The following is a 25,285-nucleotide window of genomic DNA, read 5'->3' as shown; positions in this document are numbered from 1 at the left end:
TCCACAAAAAATACACAAAGTAGAAAGCCACGAAGGCCTGACGGCTATCCGTGTGCTTAAGCGGGCGTCCGTATGGCGTCGCAATGACTTTGATGGTCGGGTCATTGGACTTGAAATGCGTGAGGCTTTATCGCGCTGTCCCAGTGATCTGGACCATGATTTTCTGGCTCGCCTCCTTGAGTATGGGGAGTCTGGATATTTGGTGGGGCAGAGTAAAGCCCATCAGCAAGATGGAGGCTGAAATCTATGGCCAGTAACCGCGATGCAGGATCTGTCTCCATTCGGCTGTCAGTCAAAGACAAGGCTGTGGTTGAGAAGGCGCTGAAGGATTTTGGCAAAGAGGGTGAGCTTGCCCTCAAAAAAATCAACACGGCAGGGCAACCTGCAAGCGCGGCCTTGAAAGGCGTGAGTGCCGCCTCTGGTGAATTGAGATCAACGGCAGATGGTTTGACCAGCCGACTTGGTGCCACGGGTGGTGTGTTGCGGAGCATCGGACCGGCTGGATTGGTGGCCGGAGCCGCAATCGGTGCTGCTGTTGTTGCTTTCGAGGCTATGCGCAGAGCGGCTATCAACGCGGCTGAATCTCTGGCGGAGCTGAAGGGAGAGGCCGCGATTGCCGGTCTTGATGTTGAAGCCTTCCAAGAATTTGAGTTTATGGCCAATAAACTCGGGGTTTCGAAAGATGCTCTTGTCGACGGCTTCAAGGAATTGCAGTTGCGTGGGCAGGAATTTGCGCAGCGTGGTGCGGGCCCTGCTGTGGAGGCCTTTCAAGAGCTTGGTTACACGCAAGATGATGTCGCCAAAAAGCTGAAAGATGCGCCGGTCTTTTTTAATGAGATCATTAAAAAGATTGGTGAGTTGGACAAAGCAGCCCAGCTCATTGCTCTTGATGAGGTATTTGGCGGTGCTGGTGGTGAGCAGCTGGTAAAATTTGTCAATGCTGGTACTGATGCAATGGCGGATATGGCGCGCGAGGGGCGTGAGTTGGGTGTGGTGATCGATCGCCATATTGTCGAAAAAGGAGCCGAGGCATCCAAACAGCTCAAGACTTTGGCTCTGGTAATTGACCGCAATCTTGACAGCGCTCTGATTGATCTGGCTCCGCTGGCGATAACGGCGGCAGAAGGGTTCGCATATCTGGCTCAACAAGTTGGCGCGGCTATCGATAAAATGCGCGAGCTGGAAGATCGGACAAGCGCCGGTCTGCAAACGCAAATGAGCGGTAACAGCGCAAGAATAAACGAGCTCACCAGCCAGATCGAGCGTGACCAGGCTCAGAACTGGACGGGGCAGAATGCCAAACGGTCCAACGCAAGGATAGCAAGGCTGGAAGCCGAGAGGCGGGCGTTAATCGCAGAGAATGACGAGATTGTTAATATTTTCAAAAGTCGTCAAACGCCAGAAAGCTCCAGTGCCAGCCCCAGCGCGGTGCCTGATGAATTGCAAGAAACGCTGTCCAAGCGAAAACAGTATCTCGATAATATCTATCGTGCGCATTTGGCTGCGACCAACCAGCGTGTGGAGCTGATCAATTGGGAGCGCGACCAACAGATTGCCGCTTTGGATGCGCAAGGGTTTTCCGCTGAAGAAAAGGCGGACGCCAGAGCCAAGATCGAGGAAACGGCCTCGGCTAAAATTTCCGCACTGAAGGGAAAAGAGGCCAAATCGACGGCCAAGGTTTCTGATGCGCAGCGGGAAGGCGAGAGCATTATGCGGTCATTGATGACCGCCAGCGAGACCTATTCGGATCGCATTGCCGAGCTTAACAAGTATCTTGAAGCGGGGGCGATTTCTCAAGAAACCTACAATCGCGGCGTTGAAGAGGCTTCCCGCGTTTTTGCGCAAGCGGAGAAACAGAAGCTTGCTGAAAGCAGAATGGCATCTGACGGTATGCAGCGGGCGCTTGAGGCTTATGCCGATGGCGCAACCAACAGTGCCGCCCAGATCGAGGGTGTTATGGGGGGTGCGCTGGACGGGCTCGAAAGCAAGCTCGTTGATTTTGTCAGCACCGGAAAGCTTGAATTTGGTGATTTGGTCGATTCCATTGTTGCGGACATCGCCCGAATGACCATCCAGCAGAATATCACCGGACCATTGTCGCAAGGTTTGGGTGGATTGCTGGGGGCGTTCAACTTTTCTAATTTGTTTGGTGGATCTGCGGCTGGCTCAAGTTTGTCGATCGGGCATCTGTTCCACTCTGGTGGCGCTGTTGGTCGTGGCTCTGGTGTCAGCCGGTCTGTTGATTCTGCGGTGTTTTCAGATGCGCCGCGGTTTCACGCTGGCGGCAATGTAAGTGATGGTTTGCGCCCAGGCGAGCGGGCCATCGTTGCGCTGGAGAATGAGCGTATTTTGACAGCGGCGCAGCAAACAAAGACGGCGGATACCATTCGCGGTCTTGCGTCGTTAGCAAGTCGTCCTCAAGGCGGCAGCGTGACAATCACCATTCACAACAATGCTTCTGGCTCTGAGGCGAGTGCAGAGGCAACGCCGAATGGAAATGGCGGCTTTGATGTCACTGTCATGATTGAACAGGTGGAGAGTCAAATGGGTCAAAATATCGCCAAAGGCAAGGGGCTTGCCCCTGTCATTGAAAGTCAATACGGGCTGAACCGTTCGGCGGGGGCTTTCCGGTAATGGGGTTTGGTAAATGACTGATATCGTTGTCTACCCAGACAAGCTGCCGCTTCCAACCTATAAAAATTACAGCATGTCCCCGCTGGATCGTATTCAACGGACGGAAATGGAATCCGGATATGCGCGGCAGAGATTAAAATTCACCAACGCGCCGGAGCTCTTGTCGGTGCGTTGGGTTTTTTCCGAGTGGCAGTTTGCTCTCTTTCAATCGTGGTATCGGGATCGCGCTAAATCCGGTGCTGCGTGGATCTCGATTACATTGCAAGGCAGCTTGGGGCTGACCCCTCACGAAGTGCGGTTCAAGGGCCAAGGCCAGACAGCGTTTACAGCCAATCTTTCCAGCACAAATCGTTGGGAAGTTACCGCCATGGTGGAGGCCCGAGAGCCTCCGGTGTTGTCGTCTGACGTCTTGGATCTGCTTTTGACGCGCGATGACTTTGCTGCCTTTGAGGCGATGTCTATTTCGGTCGATACATTCATAAATGACAGATGGCCCAATATGGCTGGATGGTAACGAGGTGCAATAATGGCCACATTGGAAGAGCGTGCGCAGACGGCAATTTCAAATATTGAAGCGTCAGCGAGTATTGTTGAATCGGTCGTTGAAGGCCCTCCAGACGGTCCGGACAGTCTGATATCAACGAGCAATGGTAAGATCAAGTCTTTGCTGCGTGTGCAGGCGGAAATCAATCACGGTTTGGTCGTGATGTTCGTTGACGAAAGCTATTTTTTCCCGATCCCTGAAGACGTCGTCCGGTTGGAATATCTTGCCGTCATCGGGGCCTCTGGTGGTGGAGCTTCCTTGGGGGGTGGTGCTGCGGATGGCGGCGATGGCGGTGTAACGTCCTTTGGCAGCATTGTTTCTATCAGTGGCGGGAAAGGCGGAAAAACAGCAACCGCTCGGGATGAAACAGACCATACCGGCGTTGTCACAACCGCCGAACCGCATAGCACATTGCCTGGCAATATAGGCGGATTGGGCGGGGCTATCTTTGGGGCAAGCCCGCAAATAGCTGGCGACGGCGGGGCCGGTGTTATGGCTGAACTTACCAATGTCAATATCAGTGGTTTTGGTGGAATCCAAATAACAATCGGTGCCGGTGGCTCCGGTGCCGGTGGCGATAATCCTGGTCAGTCAGGCCAAGGCGGTTCTGTCATTCTGGCTTATCGCAAATCGGATTAAGGGGCTTCTATGTCTGACAATCAATTATCGGCGGCTATCGAGGAAGCGTATGCGAGTGCGCCAGCAGACCAGGTCATCTTGCATACGCTGGAAATATATCATCCGACCTTCGAGGATGGTCCTATTTATCTGGTGCAAAATCATACGGATGTCGAGACGTGGCGGGCGCAGGGCGATGGGGCTGCCCAGTCCTTTATTGATGGTCTTGATGACGATGTTCTGGATCAAGTCGGTTTTGTTGGCAAGATAGAGTCTGGCGCTGCACGTAATGCAGATCAATATGTTGCGTTTATTGCGCTGGCCTTCGAATTGGACTTGCCGGAAAAAGACACGTCTCCGAGTCCGGAGCTTTCGGTTCGGCTGGATAATGCCTCTTTATTGGTGACTGATGCGCTGAAGGATGCGGCAACCAGTCAGGTGGTGACAAAGATTATTTACCGTCCCTATCTGGCCAGCGACATGCTGGGGCCTCAAATGGATCCTCCTCTCACCATGGATCTGGTGCATGCCGCAGCGAGCGGCTCTTCTGTTGTTGCCAGAGCAACGGTTCTGAATATCAGCAATTTGTCTTTTCCTAACTGGCGATATGACGTCGACCGTTCGCCATCGCTGGCATAATCAATTTTGGAGAGTGTTATGCATTGGGCAACCGAGTATGTCGGGCGGCGCTGGTCTGCGACCGGAAACGGACCGGACTGTTTTCACTGCTGGTCGTTTGTACGCTGGGTGCAGCGCGTGAATTTTGGCCGTACGGTTTCCGAAATTCCAACTCCGGAAACTCTATTGGATATCGTGCGGCTGTTTCGAGGCCATCCAGAACTGCAGCGCTGGCGGGCGGTGGATACCGCTTGTGAAGGTGACTGCGTTCTGATGAGGCAGGCGCGGTATCCGGTCCATGTCGGCGTCTGGGTCGATGTGGACGGTGGTGGCGTTCTGCATTGTGTGCAGGGCCATGGGGTTATTTTCCAGTCTTTGTCTGATTTGCAACAGAGTGGCTGGAATATCCACGCTTACTATCGTTTTCAGGGTAGCGGATCATGAATGATTTTCCAGATCTTCACGGCTTGACCGGTGCGAATAATGCTCCGGCGCATGGTCCGGTTGTTGTGCATGTGCGGAACGCTTTCAGCCCGCATGACGGCTGTGAGCCAATCGTGTTGTCTGCGCCAATGACCGTTTTGACCTATTTAGAGTCAAACGGCATTGATGATTTTGCAGTCCCTACGATCTGCCTGATTAACAATGAGCCGGTTTTGCGAGGCGACTGGAGCGACCGTATGGTCGCTGATAATGATATATGTCTGTTTGTCGCGTTGCCCGCAGGTGGCGGCGGATCGGGCGGCGGGTCCAACCCGCTTCGCACTGTTTTGACTGTCGCTGTGATGGTGGCTGCAACCATCGTGACTGGCGGCGTTGCTGCTTTTGTTGGTGGCGGAATCCTTGGTGGTTTGGCTGGGGCTGCTGCAAGTGCTGCGGTTACAATCGGCGGCATGGCGCTGGTCAACGCGTTGGTGCCGGTCGCCAATAATTCGGCGTCAAGGAATACCAGCTCGATATCTACAAGCCCCACCTATTCACTGGCCGCACAGGGTAACACTGCGAGATTTGGCGATGTGGTGCCGGTGCAGTATGGGCGCCATATATTGTTTCCGGATTATATTGCTCCGCCTTGGGCTGAATATTCAAGCAACGAGCAATATCTCTATCAGACGCTGTGTCTTGGTGTGGGTGAATGTGAAATCCATCGCACAAGGATTGATAAAACAGACATCGCAAATTTTGACGAAATAACCACCGAGCTTGTGTTGCCAGGTGCAACAGCCACGCTGTTTGATACCAATGTAATCACCGCAGAAGAGGTGAGTGGGCAAGAAGCCAAAGGGACAAATGAGACCGGTGCTGATTGGGTTGGCCCTTTTGTCGCCACGGCGGTGGAGACCGTGGTTACTTCTATTCACATCGATATTGTTCTGGCCCGTGGGCTTTATTATGCCGATGATAATGGTGATCTTGAAAACAGGACCGTCACTTGGGATGTGGAAGCGCGTTTGATCGATGATGATGATCAGCCGCTTGGTAGCTGGATTTCCCTCGGTAGTGAAAGTATCACAGACGCGACGGCAACAGCCATTCGGAGAAGTTATTCTTATGCGGTCAGCAATGGTCGTTATGAAGTGCGCCTTGAGCGCACCAATGACAAAGACCTTAGTTCTCGCGCTGGCAATGATTTGCAGTGGGTTGGTTTGCGTAGTTCAATTAATGGGGTTTCGTCGTGGCCCGGATTGACTGTTTTGTTGGTCAAGGCGAGGGCCACCAACAACCTGTCCAGCCGCACGTCACGGCGGATCAATGTTATTCAAACCCGCAAGCTGCCGATATGGGACGATGTTCTGAAGGTCTGGTCAGCGCCTGTGGCGACCCGCTCTATCGTTTGGGCATTTTGTGACATTCTGCGCGCCGAGTATGGTGGGCAGCTCAGTGATGACAATTTATTGTTGTCCGAATTAGCCGCCCTCGATGTCAAGCTCACTGCCCGTGGCGACTATTGCGATGGCATTTTCGATAGTCTGTCATCGATTTGGGACGCGCTGGCCTCTGTTGCGCGGTGCGGTCGGGCGGTTCCTGTGCAGCAAGGTGCATTGTTCCGCTTGATACGTGATGAGCCCCTGACCCTGCCTGTGGCGATGTTTAGCACGCGCAACATCGTGCAGGGCAGTTTTTCCATAGACTTTGTTGTGCCTTCGGAAGAAACAGCAGACGCGGTCAAGGTCGGCTTTTTTAATGCAAAGACATGGAAAGGTTCGACAGAGCTGGCTGTTTTGCCAGGCGGTGACCAAGACAAGCCTGCCACTGTCCAGCTTTTCGGGATTACGGATCGGGATCACGCGCAGCGCGAGGGTCAGTATATTGCTGCGTCTAATGTTTACAGGCGCGTGTTTGTTACCTTCCAGACGGAGCTGGAGGGGCTTTTGCCCACTTACGGGAGTTTGATCGCGGTGTCGCACGATGTGCCGCGCTGGGGCGTGTCTGGCGATGTTGTGACATGGGATGCATCTAGCAAAACAATGACATTGTCCGAGCCGATCGAACATGAAGACGGCAAAAGCTACATGATTGGATTGCGCACCAAGCGGGGCGGTGTCGGATCTGTTGTTGACGTTGCCAGCATCGTCTCTCCGACCGAGATCATTTTGGATACTCTGCCTGACTTCGAACCATACACCGGAGCAGCATCCGAGCGCACAATCTTTGCGTTTGGCGAGGGCGAAAACTGGTCTCAATTGGCGCGGGTCATCAAAGTTGTGCCGCGTAACAATACCGCTTTGGTCGAGATCACGGCGGTGCTTGAAGATTCCCGCGTTCATGTGAACTGATTGAGAAGGATAGAAAATGGCAAATGTCAATCTTACGTTTGGGTCGCGGTCGGTTGAAGCCGACCTGCTGATGATGAGCGGTGCGACCGCTCAAGATGAGGTTGTCGCGGATACGGTTGTGGATGTCGCTGTGCCAGAAGGCGTGAGCAAAATGCGCATTCTGTCAGACGCGCCGGTGCGGCTTGCATACGCGGCTGGATTAACCAGTTCGGGTGGTGTGAAGGTGATGGGAAATTCGCCTGAATATTTTGATGTGACTGGTCTTGATGCAGTCTATTTGGTGGAGTCTGTGTGATGCGGTTTGGATTGTTTGGGCTGGGAGCGCCGCTTGCTGGTGGCGGCTTTATTTATGATCCGCGTCTTCATGGGCCGGTTGATGAGTCTGCCGTTTTGTGGGCTGACTTTAAGCATAATGCAGTGCTTGCAAATGGTTCTCCTCTTCAGGTTTCTAAGGCTTTTGATTTGGATCGGGCGACCATCGGATGGGGGATTGACGCGTCTGGAGTGGTCCATCAGTACGGAGCTGATGAGCCTCGTGTTGGTAGCGCTGGGCTATATACAGGCCCATCCATTGAACAGTATTTCCCCAGCCCTGATTGTACCGGAGCTGTTGTTGGTGTTGTTGGTTCTGGTGGGGCTCTGCCAGATGATTGGTCTGTCGTTAGCACGGACTCGATCGAAGTCTTGTCTATTGGCTCAACCAATGGAATGCCGTGGATTGAGGTCCTGTGGACATTGGATAACAGCGTTGGCGGTGCACCTGCATACCCTCGGCTAAAGCCCGATGTCGCGACCCTGCCGAGTGCCACGACTGGTGATGTCTTTACTGCGTCTGTTTGGGCTGAGATCAGCTCAACTACCCACGATATTTCTGTGATTGCCGAAGAGAAGGACGGTTCCTACGGCTACTTGGCCAGCTCTGCTGCTGTTTTAACAAATGGTCGCAATGAAATCACCAGAGCGACCACTGATTTAAGTCTCAGTTATGTGATAGGCCAGATCGGTCCGACCGTGCCTGATGGCGAGGTGTTTTCGGCAACGCTAAAAATCGGGATCCCGAATCTGACAGAGACGCGGTATCTGGCTCCGCCAATACTAGATGCGAGCGTGACGGCTGCTGACAAAACCAATTTTGATTTGTCTGGAGCTGATTTGACCGATGGATTTTATGGCGTTTGGCGTGGTGAGATAGCTGGCTGGAATGATAATTGGGACCGCATATTGGAGGTTGGTTCGATCGGTGGTCAAGACTATGTTATGTTAAGGGCCAACGGATCAGCCAGTCAGCTGCGTCTTTCATTCTATGATGGCTCTGAAGTCGAGAAAGAACCTGCGCCAGCATCCGGTGGCATTTTATGGTCTGGTTATCATGAGATCATATTTGGTGTCGGGCCGAATTTCACGCAGTTAATTATCGACGGCGTTGCCACATCGGTTGCTGATCTGGCTTCTTATAGTCCGGTTGATTTGACGACGTTGTTTCTGGGTACGTCGCAATCAGAGGGAAGTTTTGGTACGATCTGTACGCATGACCTGATCTTTGTTCCAGATCAGCCGACAACCGAGATATTGACGGGTTTGGTGACCGCCTGACATCCAACTCAATTGTCTTTGTCTGTATTTTGCCCGTATGCTTGCCACATGATCCAGCAAAACGGAACCACATTTAAAAGTATCCAGATCGAAGCAAGGAGCGCGAACGCGTTTGAATAGATTGTGTCGGCTTGCTCAACCGCAATTATTCCATAACTCAGTGCAAGAGGGATTATGAGCCAGCCGCTCAGTGCTGCAAATCCAGTAATAACAGCCGACAGAATTAACGTAACAAGCATTTGAATATTCCTTACCTAGAATATTCTGTAATTAGAATAGTTAAAAATTACAATCTCTTGGGGTGAATATCCCCCTTAAGTATAGGTATTGTTCGGATGCAATCCGGTTTTGCACTGAGCCGTAAGACGAAATACCCCCCCCCAAAAAAAAACTGCCTGCTCTCGTTCATCGCTTACGCGAGGAACTGGCGCGTGCTAACGGCGGCGGCGCATCGCGCCTTGCCTTAAAGGAGAGAGCCATGCAGGGCATGAGCTTTGAGCAATTCTATGCGGGCTTTGGCTTCAAATATTTCACGGCGGCTGAAATCCTGACGAAGGGCACAAGCCACGTTGACCCCGACGATCCGGGCTTCGGGCTGAACACCGATCCGCCACCAGAATTGTGGTGGAATATCATTGCCACGGTGCGGGCACTGGAATGGCTTCGGGCTGATATTGATGAGCCGATCAGCCTGCTCAGTGGCTATCGATCGCCAGCTTACAACAAGGCCATTGGTGGCGCGGCTGTCAGCCAGCATATGAATTTCACCGCGTTGGATTTTTACGCCAAAAGCAAGTCGCCGGGGTTCTGTTTCAACCGGCTCAAATACTTCCGATCTCAAGGCGGCTTCACAGGCGGTCTTGGCCTCTATTCATGGGGCGTCCACGTCGATACACGCGGCGTGAATAAAGACTGGTAACGGTCACTCTACACCCTCTCTCATCTTTAAAAATCACCCACGCTCTCGTCATTTGCTTCGCAATTGACTGGCGCTTTGGGTTCTCACCATTTGCTGCGCAATTGGCTGTCACCCTTTCGGCGGCGGCTGTTCTACAGCCTTGCCTTAAACGGCGTCGGCGCGTTTTGCCTCGCCTCTCATCCCCCAAATTTTGGAGATACGATTATGCGAAAATCAAGTTTCGTTACTGCCATCTATAGCCTATTGGCAGGTGCGTTTGTCAGCTCATCGGCTTTTGCGCAGGAGGTGCAAGGCTACCAAATAGACACTGCCCCATTGGTGCAAATGATGCTGCCCTATGTTGAGACCCTGCTAATGGCTGGCGTGGCTGTTGTCACCACTTGGCTGTCTGCCAAGGCCAACAAGTATCTGGGTGTCCAACTTGACGCCAAGCATCGAGCGACGATTGAAAGTGTGATCCAGTCGCGCCTCAGGCAGGCCCTTGCTTATGCCGCTGACCAGCACGCACCCATCATCCAAACCAAACGCCAGCTACTCAAATCAGTTTCAGACTATGTGATTTCCAAGGCTCCCGATGCGGTCAAGCACTTCGGGCTATCGCCTGCTGATCTGGAAAGCATGATCCTTGGACGGGTGGGAACCAACATCAAAGCTTTAACGGAGGCGAGAAATGTGGACGCGGGTTCTAACGGGTCTGGGCAAGGTCCTCTTGACCTTACTGACGGGTTGGGCGCAGGACCAAACGCTCAAGCGCAAGGCTGACAGGGCCGACGATCTGGACACCGCGCTTGATCTGGAAAAGCGGGCGCGGCAAGCGGAGGGGCAGGCCAATGAAGAGGCTCTGGATAATCCCGGCGGCGACGGCATTGTTGACCGGTTGCGCAACGATGGACAGCTCTGATCAGCCAAGTGCTGCGGCGCAGGTGGAGCATCCTGTGCCGCGCATCAAGACATATAGCAAAGTGTTTGTCGATCAATTGATCTTTGAACTGGACCAATCACCGGCTGGCAGCGCAGTTCGCGTCGTGACGGCTGACCTTTACACGCTACGGCGGCAAGTCTGTGCTATCAATGACAGCCAGACAGCCTGCCAATTGATGAGGCAATAGGATGATGCGGAAGTTATTTATTTTGGGGTGTGGCTTTGCCTTGGCCATTCTCTGCTCGATAGGGTTGGGGCAATCGGCAGAGCGGGATCCGTTTGACGGGCCCATTCTTGTGCCGGCGCAAGTGGAGCGTGTTTACGATGCGGACACGATTTATGTGCGGGCCAAATATTGGACCAAAAGCTACAAGGATATTGGGGCTCGTGTGAATGGGGTCGATACGCCAGAAAAACGCGGATCGGGCTGTAAGTCGCATCCGCTCTGGAAAAGTGGCAAGCTGACCGCTGCCGACAAGGCGCGGTTCAAGGCCTATGAAAATGATCTGGGCAAACACGCCACAAAAGTGGTGTCGGATCTCATCAAGGCGGGGGATTGGGTTTTGCTGCGCAATGTTGCTCCTGGCAAATATGCGGGCAGGGCGGTGGTGGATGTTCATTATGCCAACTCGCTTGATCAGCTGCAGGCCTGTGCAGCCAGCCTTGATCTAAGCAAGTGCCCGAGCATTGGTGCGATGCTGATCGAGCAGCAATTGGCTGTGCCTTATGATGGCGGCACCAAATCTGCTTGGTGGTGCGAAGGCCCTCCGATGGCGCTGCCCTCTGCCCCAAAGACTGAGGAGGGTGATTAGGTGGAGCCTTTCCAGACCATTCTCGGCATAAAGCTCGCTCACTTGGTGGCGGGCTTTTTTGGTGGCCTTGTGCGGGCGATTATTCATCCGGATCGCAGCGTCACCTATACCATCGGCGCCACAATTGTCGGGGCTTTATTTTCGGGTTACATGACACCAGTCGCGATGCCTTTGGTCGATCGCTATCTCGGATATAGCGATCCCAGTGTTGGCGGCTCTGTAGGGTTTATGCTCGGCCTGTGCGGGCTGGCAATTTCTGACGGGGTGGTCAAACTGGCCAAACGATGGCGAGACAACCCGACGATTCCGCGCGTAAAATAATCACAATGCAATGGCCCGCTGGAGAAATCTGGCGGGCTTTTTTTATGTTTGTTGGTCTGGTCCACATTTCAAACAAGTAATTGTATTCATTGGGCGGCTTTTGTCGACAATCTGGTCCAGCCAGCCGTTGAAACTATTAATTGTTTTCGGATTGTTGCCGCCCCTCCGGGCCTACCACTCTTCTCAATTTCTTAGCTCTATTTTACAGACAGGACGCAGGTTCGCTTGAACCTGCCTCATTTGGGCAAAACGCCTCTGTATTTAGGCGCTTGGTGGATAGGTCATTAAAAAGACGATCTATTTTCATCTTCTGTTTGCGGTGCAACACCAAAATTTAACCCAAACTCCATACGGTTAAGATATTACATATCTGACGTGTCGTGGTTTTGGTGATTATGCGTAAAAATCCTTCAGTATTTTCAATTGCTTTTATTATGGCTTTTACGCCTGCTATTGGGTGGGCAAGTGCTTCAGAAAGTGTAGAGACCAAAATCGACATAACATGGATGATGATGGCTGCCGCCCTTGTCATGTTCATGCAGGCGGGTTTCTTGCTGCTTGAGGCGGGAATGGTGCGGTCCAAGAACTCGGTCAATGTTGCCCAGAAAAATCTTCTAGACTTTGTATTTTCCGTTGCGGCATTTGCCGTCGTTGGTTTCATGGTGGCATTCGGTGCGTCTGAATTTTTGATGCCTGGTTTTGATTGGAACTATCTTGGGCTTCAACATATTACGGCCTATGAAGCTGCCTTTTTTGTCTTTCAGGTTATGTTTTGTGGCACAGCGGCAACCATTGTTTCGGGCGCTGTTGCCGAGCGCATGCGCCTTTCCGCCTATATCGTCGGTTCCATATTCCTTTCGGCATTGATTTATCCTCTTTTTGTGCACTGGGCATGGGGCAATGCGCTTCAACCCAATGAAGGTGCGTTTCTCGCCAATCTCGGATTTATCGATTTTGCGGGCTCAACCGTGGTGCATTCGACCGGTGGCTGGGTTGCTCTTGCGGCGTGTCTTGTGTTGGGGCCTCGCACCGGCCGCTTTGATGCGCGCGGAAATGCTGTTCGTTTTTCCGGTCATAGTCCTGTGTTGGCAACGACCGGTGGGTTGCTGCTTTTTATTGGATGGATCGGCTTTAATGGTGGGTCGACCCTGAAAGCAGGAGAAGATGTCGCTTTTATCATCTTGAATACGGTGCTGGCCGGTGGCTTCGGTGCGGCCGCAGGCCACCTGTTGGGTTATTATCAAGATGGTTATTATTTGCCAGAAAAATCAGTTAATGGCCTGATTGGTGGGCTTGTTGCTGTGACGGCTGGATGTGCCATTCTTACGCCCATTGGCGCTATTGCTATCGGGATTGTTGGTGGTTTGGTTGCCCTCGTTGCCAATCATATTATTGAGCAAAAATGGAAAGTTGACGACGCCGTTGGGGCCATCGGTGCCCATGCTTTTGCCGGTGTCGCAGGAACCATCGGACTGGCGTTGCTTGCTCCGGCCGAGCAATTTTCGAATGGCTGGCTTTACCAATTGTATGTGCAGACTTTTGGTTCTGTGCTGAATTTTTGCTTCAGTTTTGGGCTGGGATACGGCTTCTTCTGGCTGCTCAATCGGTACTCAAAAATCGGTGTGAGCAACGAACAAGAGCGCATTGGTCTGAATATTTCTGAACATGCCACGCGCATTGGCGTTGGGCATGTGGAAGTTGCCATGGAGAAGTTGCTGTCGGGAAAGCGAAGCTTCGAGCATAGATTGCCTGAGGTGGCTGGAGACGAAGCCGAAAAGCTTACCTCTTTGTTTAATAAACTGGTCTCTAGTCTTGAAGATGAGCATCAAAAGCTGAGTGAGCTGGAGTTGCATAAAGTTAAATCAGAGGAAGCTGAACGTATTGCGACCCTGTCTGATGCGACATTCGAAGGCATTATAATGCATAATGGTGACATCATTATGGATAGTAACCTGCAAATGTCCGAGCTGCTTGGCTATGAAATTGACGAGATGGTCGGCAAGCCGCTTGTGGATTTGATTGCCGAAGAATCAGCCGAGGCGATTTATAGTGCTATTGCCGAGGATAAAATTGACCCTTATGAGGCGGTGGTCCTGTCTAAGAAGGGCGATCGGATCCCCGTCGCTATTCGGGCGCGCGTCACTAATTATAAGGGCGTACAGGTCCGTATCGCGTGTTTTGTCGATCTGCGCGAACGGAAGGCCGCCGAAAATGATATCCGTATTATGGCGCAGCAGGATGCCCTGACGGGCCTTGCAAATCGGTCTCTTTTCAATGAACAGCTCGATGTTGCGGTTCAAAATGCCAAGCGGAATCAGGGCGTGGCCCTGATTCTAGTGGATTTGGATCGCTTCAAGAATGTGAACGATGTGCATGGCCATCAGGCTGGTGATGCGGTTATCAAAAAGACAGCGCAGCGATTGCTCAAAATTGCAGGTGCCGGGGCTGTTGTCGCTCGACTGGGTGGCGATGAGTTCGCCATTATTCAGCGGGGCATCCATTTCACCAACCAAGCTGCGGACACTGGCCACAGAATCGTTGCTGAATTATCAAAACCGATGTTGTTGGACGAGAGTGTAAGTGTGATGATTGGGGCAAGTGTTGGCATTGCGCTATCTCCTGACCATGCCACAGATGCCGAGACGCTGTTTTCTCGAGCAGATATCGCTCTTTACCATTCCAAAAACACCGGAAGAAATGCCTCAAATTTGTTTCGTGATGGTCTTAATGCTCTTATTGAAAAACGCCGTGCCTTGCAGGCGGATCTTGAGAAGGCCCTGGAGCAAGATGAACTTGAGCTCTATTACCAACCGCGCACCAATGCCCAAACGCTTGATATTCGCTCCTATGAAGCCCTGTTGAGATGGAACCACCCGGAAAGGGGGATTGTCAGCCCTGTCGAATTTATCCCCGTGGCAGAAGCCTGTGGGTTGATTATCGACATTGACACTTGGGTCTTCAGGGAAGCCTGTAAGGCAGCTACCAACCAGCTTAAAGGCGCTCATATCAGTGTGAATCTGAGCCCTTTGCAATTTCAGCAAAAAGACTTTGTAGAGAAGTTCGAGACGATATTGCGGGAGACGGGGGCCGACCCTTCTCAGCTCGAGCTTGAATTGACAGAAGGCATGCTGGTTGAAGATGATATCCGCGGCTTGTCAATCATGAAAATGCTCAAGACACTCGGGCTATCACTTGCGCTTGATGATTTCGGAACCGGATACTCTTCGCTCTCCTATCTTTCAAAATATCCTTTCGACACAATCAAGATTGATCGTAGTTTCGTTGCTGCTTTGGGACATGAAGACAACGCTGTTGCCATATTGAAAGCAATCATTGGCTTGGGTGCGGGGTTGGGTATGAAAATCGTAGCCGAGGGTGTGGAAACGGTGGAAGAAGCGGTTTTCTTGCGTCTGAATGGGTGTGACCAATTGCAAGGTTACCTGATCGGTAAGCCACTGCCGATTGATCTGGTCATTTGTGATGCTCCACAAGACAAAGTTGCCGCCATTCTCGCGCTAGAGGCACAGAAATTCACCGATGTGCATGTCTCAGCGCTGCGTTCGATCGTGAGCAAAGGGGAAGAGTCTGACCCTGATCAAAAAGCATCCTTATCCCAATAAGATGGTGTTGCTGAGAGCTTGTTGCAGGGAATAAGAGCGAGCGGCTGTTCTACTGTGTCGTAAACGTGCCAAATGATATGGCACGCCGTGCCTTTGTTCTGTCAATGTTCTGCAAAACCGCGCAAGATTTAACAGGGGCTGGATGATATATCGCCCTTGCATTAGGTGCCATAAATGGCTGGTTTCTGCTATTTTGTGGGGGTAGATACAAAAAAACCGTGGTGCTGCCAGAGAGAATTGAACTCTCGACCTCTCCCTTACCAAGGGAGTGCTCTACCACTGAGCTACGGCAGCTTGCCACGGTGTTTTTTGGGTCAAGTGATAACCACTTGATGCGGGCGGTTTTTTGCACACCGGATTTGATTATGCAAGCTTGTTTTTGAAAAAAGGCACGAATGTTGTGAATTGGGTCGGACTTGTTAAATCCCATCGCTCCGATATTTGAACTGGATTTCATGGCTGTGGCCAGTCCGGAACGCAACGTCCAGCTGTTAGCCATGCCACTAAAAAGCGGATTATCGCCATGAAAAGACCCTATTGCGGTCTTTCTTGTCACTTGCTTTTGGTATAGAAACTTTCTCACCCTTCATCCTTCAATATGTATCTGTTGGAAATTCAATGCCGAACGCTGATGGTCAAGACAATTCAAACCAATCTGCTAGTCAGGACAAAACTGCCGAGCGGGACAGCAAGGCTTTGGAGCGGCAAAACCGTTTGTCTCAGGCTTTGAGGGACAATCTGCGACGACGCAAGACCCAGCAACGGGCGCGCAAAGCAGAGAGTTCAGCTTCAGTTCAGGCTCTTTCGGACACAAAGACACCAGATGGTGCGGGTGAAGACGCGTAATACTACCAATCAATATTGCTGTATGGCACGGCAATCGAAACAAGGCAGGCCTGTTTGAATTGAGGCTTGATCGATTGCCAGATGTCTGGCGCATGAATTTAACGGACCGGGACATCCCGTCCAGAACAGAAAGAGTTTGAAATGGACGCAATTCGCATTGTTGGTGGCGCCGAGCTGAACGGGGTTATTCCTATCTCAGGGGCGAAAAATGCTGCCCTGCCATTGATGATCGCTGCGCTTTTGACCGATGAGGAATTGATTCTCGAAAATCTGCCGCGTCTGCGTGACGTGCAACAGCTGCAACAGATTCTTTCCAACCACGGGGTTAGCTATATGATTCAGGGTAAGCGCCCTGGTCAAGACTCCATGGCTGGTCAGGTTGTCCATCTGCAAGCCAAGGAAATCATCGATACCCGCGCGCCTTATGATCTTGTTTCAAAGATGCGCGCCAGTTTCTGGGTTATCGGACCGCTATTGGCGCGCATGGGCCAATGTGAAGTGTCTCTGCCCGGTGGCTGTGCCATCGGTACGCGCCCTGTCGATTTTTTCATTGACGGTCTGAAGGCTATGGGCGCTGAAATTGAAATCGAAAATGGATATGCGATGGCCAAGGCACCCAATGGCCTAAAGGGTGGTGAATTCACTTTCCCGCGCGTCTCTGTCGGTGCGACCCATGTTTTGATGATGGCAGCAAGTCTGGCCAAGGGTACAATGGTGATCAAAAATGCTGCACGGGAACCCGAAGTGGTTGATCTGGCCGATTGCCTGATCGCTATGGGTGCCAAGATTTCCGGCGCGGGTACGGAGACCATCACCATCGAAGGCGTTGAAAAACTCCATGGCGCACGTCACTCGGTTTTGCCTGATCGTATTGAGACCGGCACCTATGCCATGGCGGTTGCTATGACGGGTGGTGATGTTTTGCTCAAGGGCGCACGGGCAGACCTGCTTCAATCTGCGCTGGACACTTTGGCCAAGACCGGCACAAAAATCGAAACCACAGAGGAAGGCATTCGTGTTTCCCGCAACGGGACCGCACTGAAGGCTGTTGATGTGTCGACCCAGCCCTATCCGGGGTTTCCGACTGATCTGCAAGCCCAATTCATGGCGCTTATGACCATGGCTGGCGGCACGTCTACCATCACGGAAACGATTTTTGAAAACCGCTTCATGCATGTGCAGGAATTGGCACGCTTGGGTGCAAAGATTGCTCTGGATGGTCAGAAGGCGCATGTCACGGGCGTTGAGACACTTAAGGGCGCGCAGGTGATGGCAACTGATTTGCGTGCCTCTGTGTCGCTTGTTATCGCTGGGCTGGTCGCTGAAGGCGAAACCAAAGTCCACCGCGTGTATCATCTGGATCGCGGTTTTGAGCGCCTGGAAGACAAACTGGCGGCTTGTGGGGCGACTGTCGAGCGTATCTCTGCATAAAATTGAATGGGGGAGGGCACTTGCCCTTTCCTGTTGCCCCTTCCTGCTGCCTTGTCCCGCTGGCTTGGGCTTTGCTCTGTGTGGCTCTTGTATCTGGCTGTATCGCCCTTATCTGTTTGAATAACACTCAACGTCGATCGCTTATGCGATTGGGAGCTTTCTAAGGAGAGACACATGCCGATGCTGAAACTTGCCGCACTGGATGCAGAAGATCTCGCGGTCCTGTCTAGTCAAATTCAAGATGCTGTGGTCAAAGTCGGAGCGGTCAACTGGATCCAGTCCGAAGGACGTATTGTCATGTCCATGCACCGGTTCGCATGGGAAGAAGCGCTCCAGAAACGCGGCTTTTTTGGCCCGAAACCGACCTACGAACGCCATCAGGCGGTCTTGCATTTTGACCGCGTGACATCTGTTAAGGCCCGCAACATCCGTATGGATGCCAAAGAAGCCGTTCTGAATATGCTGGCCATTACCTTTGAGCAAAATGAAGAAGGCCCTGACGGCTATGTTTCTATCATTTTTGCAGGCGATGCCGAATTGCGGATTGGTGTAGAATGCATCGAAGCCCAATTGACGGATACCGGTGGCGCTTGGGAAACCGAGAATCTCCCAGAACATGAGGCTGCCGAAACATTTGATCCGAATATGCAGACGGGCTGAATGGGGTGCCACGGGGGTGAAAGCCCGCGTCTATACCGTTTGGAAAGATTGTTTCGCGGTTGAGATGCCGCGCTTTATGCGGCTTTCTCTGTGCGTATTTTTCCAAGAAGCTGTTCTGCTGGCGAGGGGCGATGCCACAAATATCCCTGGCCGATATCGCACTTCAGTTCAGTAAGTGTGTCGGCAACATCTTCATATTCAACTCCTTCGGCAACGGTTTTCAAACCTAACCCGTGTGCCATTGCTAACATCGCTGTCACCAATATTTGTTTTTGAGGGTCTGCGCGCATATCTCGGACAAAAGATTGGTCGATTTTAAGGCACTTGATGGGAAAGCGGTGAAGGTAGCTCATTGCAGAATAACCGGTTCCAAAGTCATCTATCGTGATCATAACACCCAGAGCGGCGATCGTTTCAAGGAGTGTAATGATCTCGTCGCTATCGTTGATTAATACGCTTTCGGTTATTTCTAATTCGATCCAAGACGCTTTGCAGCCGGTCTCTTCCAAGCATTGTCCCAACGAAGAGAGAAAACGACCATAGAATAATTGCTTGGGCGATACATTCACCGCCACAACAAAGGGCTCTTGTGTCCAGCTGTTACATTCAACTGCGAATTGGCAGGCCTGTTTCAGCATCAAATCACCAATTTTAATGATATGGCCGGTTTCTTCCGCAGTCGGAATAAAATCAATTGGGTTGATCGTTCCTTTTTCCGGATGATGCCAGCGACACAATGCTTCTGCCCCGATGATTTGACGAGAAACCAAATCAATCTTTGCCTGAAAATGTGCTTTGAATTGATTGCAGAGCAACGCATCGTTGATCATGGTCTCCAATTCAAAACGTTTCTCCATTTTTTGATTCATTTCTGGTTGGTAATGACAGATGCAGGCTCCTCCTGCCTGCTTGGCCTCGTAAAGTGCCAAACTTGCAAATCGGTAAAGATCAGCATCGCTTGTGCTGTCGTCAGGCCCGACCGCCAACCCGATACTGGAGGACATTTGCACAGGAATCCCTTCCAGAGTGAAGGGTTGCTTTGTCACGTCCGAAACAGACGTCGCAATGTTGTCCGCCTCCGTGCGGTTTTGCAGATTGAACAGAATAATAAAAAATTCATCTCCGCTCAGACGCCCGAATTTTCCTTGCGGGCCAATCAGGGTGGTGATGCGGTTGGAAAATTCGACGAGCAAAGTATCGCCAGCTGAATGGCCAAGGCTGTCATTGACGGATTTGAATCGATCCAGATCGAGAATCATGAGCGCGCATATACTGTCGTTTTGGCGGGCGGCGTTGATTTCGGTAGGCAGGCTTTCATAAAACACAGTCCGATTGGGAAGACCTGTAAGGCTGTCGGTATAGGCCAGGTCGGTCAATTGTTTTTGTAAAGCCAATCGCTGAGTTTCATGGGAGACAAAGGTTTGCATAGCCGAGGCCATCTCACCGATTTCATCACCGCGTGCCGTTCCGGAAATGGTCACGGTTGTATCCCCCGCAGCCAGTTTCTTCATGCTGTCTGTTAGCTGAGAAAGTGGCACGGTTATCGTGCGGGCCATGGTATTGGCAATCATCAGGACCACAACAGCTCCGCCGCCAAGAAACACAATCAGCGTGATAAGTTTGTTCCAGACTGCAGCCGTCACGTCGTCTAAATAGACGGCTGAAGCGACGACCCATCCCCAAGGGGCAAAATGCTCTGACCATGCAACCTTTGGTACTCTTCTGGTTACGACGTTATTAAGAGTGCGTGCACCGTTGTAATATGTAAGGCCACCACCTTCCAAAGCCAGTTTGATCATGGACTTGGTTTGCTTGGCCTTCCACGCACTTGTGCCTTCTTTATATAATTGATTGCTTACAACCCGAATGCCCTTGGTATCAAAAGCAAAGACCCGAGCACCGCCATCAAACTGCATCGCCCTTATGGCATCGCGTGCGCGATTTTGTGCGTCTGCTTCGGTTAACAGGCCTTGTTTGTAAAGATTGTAATTGTCTTGGGCGATTGACAGGCTCGTTTCGACCAAGGCTTTGACTTTGGCGATATGCCCGCTTTCAAGCGTCGTTTTGAATGTATGAAGGCTGTAGACTGCGGTAACAAAAATGAATGCCGCAAGGATCCAGATAGGCAGCCGGATTTTATACCTGACCTTCAGTTGATCAAAAAGCATTGTCACCTCTCATCTGCCGCCCAATGGGCAGCTCAACACAAGTTTATAGCCGAAGTGTCTTAATTTTGTTTTATTGTAAATATTAGTTTGTTATTAATTATTGTTATGCGGGGGGGGCTTTGTGCCTTCTGAATTGATCGCATCAATTCGAGGCTGAATGTACATGGGCGTTCAGCCGGAAACTGTGCCTTTCCTCCAAATCAGGCTCGGGAATGCTTTCCTTGGCGTTTTCCATATATTTTGCTCCGCCGCCCTTGCTTCACTTTAAAGAAGCTCGCATAAAGACTGCCGAATTAGTTCCGCCCTTTCAGAGCCTCGTGAGGATACCGCTATGGCCATTCGCCTTGACGCCAGTGATAGCAATTTTGAAACTGCATTCCGTGATTTGCTGTCTATGAAACGTGAGGTTTCTGACGATGTGGATGCCGTTGTCCGCGACATTATCGAGGATGTGAAAACCCGCGGAGATGACGCGCTTTATGATTATACCGCCAAGTTTGATCGCTTTGATGCGCGCCCCAAGGGTTTGCGCATTTCTCAAGAGGAGATCGACGCTGCTGTTGCCAAAGTTGATCCCGATGTGATGGCCGCTTTGGTGTTGGCGCGCGATCGTATCCAGTCTCATCATGCGCGCCAAATGCCCAAAAATGACACGTATGAAGATGCGCTTGGTGTCAAGTTGGGGTCTCGCTGGACGGCGGTGCAAGCAGTTGGAATCTATGTCCCCGGGGGACTGGCCGCTTATCCTTCGTCGGTGTTGATGAATGCTGTTCCGGCCAAAGTGGCTGGCGTTGAGCGGCTTGTGATGGTGGTGCCCACGCCGGATGGGACATTGAACCCGCTGGTGCTTGCTGCGGCAAAGCTGGCCGGTGTTGACGAAATTTATCGTGTCGGTGGTGCACAGGCTGTGGCCGCGTTGGCCTATGGTACTGACAGCATCGCCCCTGTTTATAAAATTGTTGGGCCCGGCAATGCCTTTGTCGCCGCAGCCAAACGCCGGGTTTTTGGGCTTGTTGGCATCGACATGATCGCTGGACCATCCGAAGTCCTTATCATGGCCGACAAGAACAATGATCCTGATTGGCTGGCTGTGGATCTGATGGCTCAGGCCGAGCATGACATGGCCGCCCAGTCGATCCTGATTACAAATGATGTCGATCTTGCCGATGCCACTGAAGCGGCTGTAGAGCGCGTTCTAACCACGCTGCCAAAGGCCGAGATCGCAGGTGCAAGCTGGCGTGACTATGGAGCTGTGATTATCGTGCCTGACTGGAAGGTTGGTATGATGCTGGCCAACCGCATTGCACCTGAACATCTGGAACTTGCGATGGATGGTGCTTCGGATATGGTGGACAAAGTGCACAATGCCGGGGCGATCTTTGTTGGTCACTTCACGCCAGAGGCTGTGGGGGACTATGTTGGCGGCTCTAATCACGTTTTGCCAACAGCCAGATCGGCCCGATTCTCTTCCGGTCTTTCGACGCTTGATTTTGTAAAGCGCACGTCTGTGCTGGAATGCAACGCAATGAATTTACGCGAGATTGGCCCCGCTGCGGTAACGTTAGCCCGTCAGGAGGGGCTGGAAGCCCACGCTCTTTCGGTTGCCAAGCGTTTGAATATGGGATGATTTTGCTGGATACTAGCATTTTTTGCGTTGGACGTGGCAGTGGTTTGACAGTATGCCTAAAAATGGGCGACTATCATCTCGGATGCAGCAGGGTAGATTAGGTTTGGGGCAATATGGTTGAAACGAACGGAACCGACGAGCCGGGCGCGATCTTTGACGAAGGAAAAAGCAATTGCTCCGCTGCTCCGGTCGGGGACGCGGTTGACCAAACAGCCGGTTTTCGACTTTGTGCGGTCAATCTGGACCCCAATTCCATTCAGCCTGCCTCGGCTGATATCGAACATGAGCGCTCTGTCGCGATTCATGATTTGGTCGAAGACAACAGCTTCCATCCGGTTGGCCATGAAGATGGAGGGCCCTATACGCTTAATCTGACCCTCATTGAGCGTAAGCTGGTTATGGAAATCAAGCTGGAGAACGATAGTCCGATTGCTACGCACATTCTTTCTTTGACGCCTTTTCGGCGTATCATCAAAGATTATTTCCTGATTTGTGACAGTTATTACGAGGCGATTAAAACGGCCACGCCTAGTCGGATCGAGGCAATCGATATGGGGCGTCGGGGGCTCCACAACGAAGGGTCTCAAATTCTGCAATCCCGACTTGAAGGCAAGATCACCACAGATTTCCCCACTGCGCGACGGCTGTTTACGCTCATTTGCTCTTTACATTGGAGAGGCTAGCGGGATGGCCGGTGTGATTGGTGTCGATTTCCGCCCCGACTCCATCTTGTTTGCCTGCGGTATGAATGCCATTCGCTCTCCGATGGCGGCTGCTTTGGCGAACCATCTTTTTCCGGGTGCTTTTTACGTCAAATCTGTTGGTGTGAGGTGCGGTAAGCCGGACCCCTTTGCCGCCGCTGTAATGGAAGAGATCGGATTGGACATATCCGAGCATGAACCCACTACATTTGATGATTTGGAAGATAGCTATTTTGATCTGATCATTTCGCTTGCTCCTGAAGCTCATCATCGGTCGTTGGAGTGGAGCCGCGGGCACGCCGTGGAAACAGAATATTGGCCCACTATTGATCCTGCGCTGGCGATGGGGTCGCGAGAACAGATTATGGATGCCTATCGCTCTGTACGTGACGGCTTGATAATCAAACTCAAAGACCGTTTTGAATGGATGGCGCACACGGGAGAGTGACGTTTGGGGCTGTTGTGGTATAATCCTTTGCGCGAAATCTGCGCTAAGCGATTGCACTCATACACGCTTTGGACTAGATTGCCCGCAATCTCAGAATAAGAACTGTATCATTCGCTTCGGAAACTTGTAATAAAGCAAGGGGATGCGCGCTACAATCTGTCTCATGACAATGTTCAGATTGCAGCGAAGAAGAAATATTTCTGCCTTTTGATTGAGGTGGAGAATCGTTTTCTCGCCAATCCCGCACGAAACGCATGCAAATCTAAAGGACGTTTAGAACGCTTATGGCGAAAGAAGAAGTACTGGAATTTCCAGGTGTTGTCACCGAGTTGCTGCCAAATGCCACCTTTCGGGTGAAACTTGAAAATGAGCACGAGATCGTAGCCCATACCGCTGGTCGTATGCGTAAAAACCGCATCCGTGTTCTTGCTGGTGATAAGGTGCAGGTAGAAATGACACCTTACGATCTGACCAAAGGTCGCATCACTTATCGCTTCAAATAACCGCTCACCTTGCAGACCACTGAGTAGGTGGGGTGACCCCACCTAGGGTGGTTGTGGAGCGCTATTGGGGTGAACCGGTTGAAAAATTGATTGGCTGCTGCGCTCTGGGTTCTGCTGGAGCGTTGGCCGTGTGTCAATTTGCCCCTGTTTTCATCAAAAAAGCATTGCATTATGTCCGATCCTTATCGTCTCATTTTGGCCTCGGCATCGCCTCGGCGTTTGCAGTTGCTCCAGCAAATCGGCATCGAGCCAACGGCGCTAAAACCCGCAGATCTTGATGAAACCCCGTTGAAGAATGAACAGCCGCGGGCGCTGGCCCGTCGTTTGTGTGAGGCCAAAGCCAAGGCTGTCTATCAGGCCTACAAAGACGATGACTATTTGTCGGGCTGTTACATTCTGGCCGCCGATACCGTGGTGGCTGTGGGGCGCCGCATTTTGCCCAAGACCGAATTGGCGGAAGAAGCCAACCAGTGTCTGAATTTGCTTTCTGGCCGCTCTCACAAGGTGCACACAGGCATCTGTCTGGTTACGCCCAAGGGTAAAACGCGCACCAAGGTTGTGGAGACACGCGTCCGTTTCAAGCGCTTATCCGATGATATCGATCCCTATATCGCATCGGGTGAATGGCGCGGCAAGGCGGGTGGGTATGCCATCCAAGGCATTGCCGGATCTTTTGTGGTCAATCTGGTCGGTTCTTACAGTTCCGTTGTCGGACTGCCGCTTAATGAAACTGCCAACTTGTTGATTGGTGAAAAATACCCCTTGCGTTTGAAATGGCTGGGCGGTGTGCGCTAGTGGTTCGAAGCTTATGTTTCTAGCCATGAGCGATCAAGTGTTTGGCTCGACCCATTAGAGCGCTTACAGGACGTTTTATGACCGACAAAGACAAATCAATCCGAACCGCACCCGAGGCTCAGACGGGTGCTGATGCTGAAACGGGTGTAGGCAAAGTAGCCGGCCTGCGCCGCGCTAGGCCTTGTCCCATTTGTTCCAAGCCTTCTGTGAAGGCCAATTACCCTTTTTGCTCCCCGCGCTGTAAGGATGTGGACCTGAGCCGTTGGTTTAAGGGGTCTTATGCGATCGCTGCGGTCGAGCAGGATGATCCCGATGACGACGATTTTGGCCAATTCTCTTGAGCGCTCGAATGGCCTGCTTGAAATAATCGTCAAAACAATAAGATAGAGCAGGGGTACTGGCTCTGATAAACGATAAAGGTCCGAAAAAACGCGTAAATCGCAGGCAATCGGGGAAAACATCATCCCCCCTGTAGATAAAGCCAAAAGCGGACTGGACAGGGCAATTTGAACCTTTTATAACGCCCAAACAATTTGCACGGGGAGACACCCCGCTGGGTCAAACCAGAACTTGTGTCCTGACTGGTTGGTCAAGATAAAAGCATCGCAAAGCGCCCGGATAGCTCAGTTGGTAGAGCAGCGGATTGAAAATCCGCGTGTCGGTGGTTCGAATCCGCCTCCGGGCACCATTTTCTCAGTTAAATCATTCTTTTTTCTCCAGCTTTTAGC

General features: G+C 51.8%; 25 protein-coding genes and 2 tRNA genes. 25 read left to right on the top strand and 2 right to left on the bottom strand.

The genetic code is table 11. The features are described from left to right. Positions 1-246 precede the first annotated feature (246 nt). From C0081_RS02225 to amt, 15 genes are all read left to right on the top strand, one after another. Positions 247-2,634, top strand: a complete 2,388-nt coding sequence (locus C0081_RS02225) for a phage tail tape measure C-terminal domain-containing protein (protein ID WP_101532151.1) — start codon at positions 247-249, stop codon at positions 2,632-2,634. Positions 2,635-2,647: 13 nt separating this feature from the next. Continuing rightward, positions 2,648-3,148, top strand: coding sequence for a hypothetical protein (locus tag C0081_RS02220; RefSeq protein ID WP_101532150.1), 501 nt, complete (start codon positions 2,648-2,650; stop codon positions 3,146-3,148). Between the two features lie 12 nt (positions 3,149-3,160). Continuing rightward, positions 3,161-3,817 (top strand): hypothetical protein, encoded by a 657-nt coding sequence (locus tag C0081_RS02215; RefSeq protein ID WP_101532149.1) that lies wholly within the window; start codon positions 3,161-3,163, stop codon positions 3,815-3,817. A 9-nt stretch (positions 3,818-3,826) separates the two neighbouring features. Then, on the top strand, positions 3,827-4,435 hold the full coding sequence (locus tag C0081_RS02210) for a DUF1833 family protein (RefSeq protein ID WP_101532148.1): 609 nt from the start codon (positions 3,827-3,829) through the stop codon (positions 4,433-4,435). Between the two features lie 18 nt (positions 4,436-4,453). Continuing rightward, positions 4,454-4,858: an NlpC/P60 family protein gene (locus tag C0081_RS02205; protein ID WP_101532147.1), complete on the top strand. Its 405-nt coding sequence runs from the start codon at positions 4,454-4,456 to the stop codon at positions 4,856-4,858. Continuing rightward, complete coding sequence (locus C0081_RS02200) at positions 4,855-7,191, top strand: host specificity factor TipJ family phage tail protein (RefSeq protein ID WP_101532146.1); 2,337 nt, start codon at positions 4,855-4,857, stop codon at positions 7,189-7,191. Before C0081_RS02205 ends, C0081_RS02200 begins: the two co-directional genes overlap by 4 nt. 16 nt (positions 7,192-7,207) lie before the next feature. Beyond that, positions 7,208-7,486: a hypothetical protein gene (locus tag C0081_RS02195; RefSeq protein WP_101532145.1), complete on the top strand. Its 279-nt coding sequence runs from the start codon at positions 7,208-7,210 to the stop codon at positions 7,484-7,486. Then, positions 7,486-8,784 carry a hypothetical protein gene (locus C0081_RS02190; RefSeq protein WP_101532144.1) on the top strand — a complete coding sequence of 433 codons (1,299 nt, stop codon included), beginning with the start codon at positions 7,486-7,488 and terminating at the stop codon, positions 8,782-8,784. The genes C0081_RS02195 and C0081_RS02190 overlap by 1 nt, the downstream gene beginning before the upstream one ends. A gap of 478 nt (positions 8,785-9,262) precedes the next feature. Beyond that, entirely contained in the window at positions 9,263-9,703 is a 441-nt protein-coding gene (locus C0081_RS02180; RefSeq protein ID WP_101532142.1) for a D-Ala-D-Ala carboxypeptidase family metallohydrolase, read from the top strand. Positions 9,704-9,907: 204 nt separating this feature from the next. Then, a complete protein-coding gene (locus tag C0081_RS02175) occupies positions 9,908-10,465 on the top strand; it encodes a hypothetical protein (protein WP_101532141.1) in 558 nt (185 codons plus the stop codon). Continuing rightward, entirely contained in the window at positions 10,413-10,604 is a 192-nt protein-coding gene (locus C0081_RS23035) for a hypothetical protein (protein WP_146006386.1), read from the top strand. The genes C0081_RS02175 and C0081_RS23035 overlap by 53 nt, the downstream gene beginning before the upstream one ends. After that, complete coding sequence (locus C0081_RS02170; protein ID WP_146006385.1) at positions 10,591-10,812, top strand: hypothetical protein; 222 nt, start codon at positions 10,591-10,593, stop codon at positions 10,810-10,812. The genes C0081_RS23035 and C0081_RS02170 overlap by 14 nt, the downstream gene beginning before the upstream one ends. Before the next feature lies 1 nt (position 10,813). Then, on the top strand, positions 10,814-11,437 hold the full coding sequence (locus C0081_RS02165) for a thermonuclease family protein (RefSeq protein ID WP_101532139.1): 624 nt from the start codon (positions 10,814-10,816) through the stop codon (positions 11,435-11,437). Next, positions 11,438-11,758 (top strand): hypothetical protein, encoded by a 321-nt coding sequence (locus tag C0081_RS02160; RefSeq protein WP_101532138.1) that lies wholly within the window; start codon positions 11,438-11,440, stop codon positions 11,756-11,758. It begins immediately after the preceding gene. 395 nt (positions 11,759-12,153) lie between these two features. Beyond that, on the top strand, positions 12,154-15,378 hold the full coding sequence (gene amt / locus C0081_RS02155; RefSeq protein ID WP_210200359.1) for an ammonium transporter: 3,225 nt from the start codon (positions 12,154-12,156) through the stop codon (positions 15,376-15,378). 219 nt (positions 15,379-15,597) lie between these two features. Here the strand turns inward: amt and C0081_RS02150 are convergent. Then, positions 15,598-15,672: transfer RNA gene (locus C0081_RS02150), tRNA-Thr, on the bottom strand. A gap of 324 nt (positions 15,673-15,996) precedes the next feature. On the opposite strand from C0081_RS02150, the gene C0081_RS02145 reads away from it, so the two are divergent. From C0081_RS02145 to C0081_RS02135, 3 genes are all read left to right on the top strand, one after another. Then, positions 15,997-16,224, top strand: a complete 228-nt coding sequence (locus C0081_RS02145) for a hypothetical protein (protein ID WP_101532137.1) — start codon at positions 15,997-15,999, stop codon at positions 16,222-16,224. Positions 16,225-16,365: 141 nt separating this feature from the next. Further along, the gene (gene murA / locus C0081_RS02140; protein ID WP_101532136.1) at positions 16,366-17,655 is read left to right on the top strand and encodes a UDP-N-acetylglucosamine 1-carboxyvinyltransferase; all 1,290 of its coding nucleotides are present in this window, start codon (positions 16,366-16,368) and stop codon (positions 17,653-17,655) included. A 174-nt stretch (positions 17,656-17,829) separates the two neighbouring features. Then, entirely contained in the window at positions 17,830-18,315 is a 486-nt protein-coding gene (locus C0081_RS02135; RefSeq protein ID WP_101532135.1) for a DUF2948 family protein, read from the top strand. A 74-nt stretch (positions 18,316-18,389) separates the two neighbouring features. Here the strand turns inward: C0081_RS02135 and C0081_RS02130 are convergent, their stop codons facing one another. Continuing rightward, the gene (locus C0081_RS02130) at positions 18,390-20,483 is read right to left on the bottom strand and encodes an EAL domain-containing protein (RefSeq protein WP_101532134.1); all 2,094 of its coding nucleotides are present in this window, start codon (positions 20,481-20,483) and stop codon (positions 18,390-18,392) included. 331 nt (positions 20,484-20,814) lie between these two features. Between C0081_RS02130 and hisD the strand changes: the two genes are divergently transcribed. The 7 genes from hisD to C0081_RS02095 all read left to right on the top strand — a co-directional run bounded on the left by hisD (position 20,815) and on the right by C0081_RS02095 (position 25,245). Next, positions 20,815-22,110, top strand: a complete 1,296-nt coding sequence (gene hisD / locus C0081_RS02125) for a histidinol dehydrogenase (RefSeq protein WP_101532133.1) — start codon at positions 20,815-20,817, stop codon at positions 22,108-22,110. A gap of 149 nt (positions 22,111-22,259) precedes the next feature. Then, positions 22,260-22,793, top strand: coding sequence for a UPF0262 family protein (locus C0081_RS02120; protein ID WP_280952855.1), 534 nt, complete (start codon positions 22,260-22,262; stop codon positions 22,791-22,793). A gap of 4 nt (positions 22,794-22,797) precedes the next feature. After that, positions 22,798-23,259, top strand: a complete 462-nt coding sequence (locus tag C0081_RS02115) for an arsenate-mycothiol transferase ArsC (protein WP_101532131.1) — start codon at positions 22,798-22,800, stop codon at positions 23,257-23,259. A 284-nt stretch (positions 23,260-23,543) separates the two neighbouring features. Continuing rightward, positions 23,544-23,762 (top strand): translation initiation factor IF-1, encoded by a 219-nt coding sequence (infA, locus tag C0081_RS02110; RefSeq protein ID WP_101532130.1) that lies wholly within the window; start codon positions 23,544-23,546, stop codon positions 23,760-23,762. Positions 23,763-23,933: 171 nt separating this feature from the next. After that, positions 23,934-24,557, top strand: a complete 624-nt coding sequence (locus tag C0081_RS02105) for a Maf-like protein (RefSeq protein ID WP_180966718.1) — start codon at positions 23,934-23,936, stop codon at positions 24,555-24,557. Between the two features lie 77 nt (positions 24,558-24,634). Continuing rightward, positions 24,635-24,898: a DNA gyrase inhibitor YacG gene (gene yacG / locus C0081_RS02100; protein ID WP_101532129.1), complete on the top strand. Its 264-nt coding sequence runs from the start codon at positions 24,635-24,637 to the stop codon at positions 24,896-24,898. Between the two features lie 271 nt (positions 24,899-25,169). Further along, positions 25,170-25,245: transfer RNA gene (locus tag C0081_RS02095), tRNA-Phe, on the top strand. Positions 25,246-25,285: the final 40 nt, after the last annotated feature.

Source organism: Cohaesibacter celericrescens (assembly GCF_002866925.1).
GTDB classification, from domain to species: Bacteria; Pseudomonadota; Alphaproteobacteria; order Rhizobiales; family Cohaesibacteraceae; genus Cohaesibacter; species Cohaesibacter celericrescens.
The sequence above is the reverse complement of the archived record's forward strand: the minus strand, read 5'-3'. Positions and strand labels throughout refer to the sequence as shown.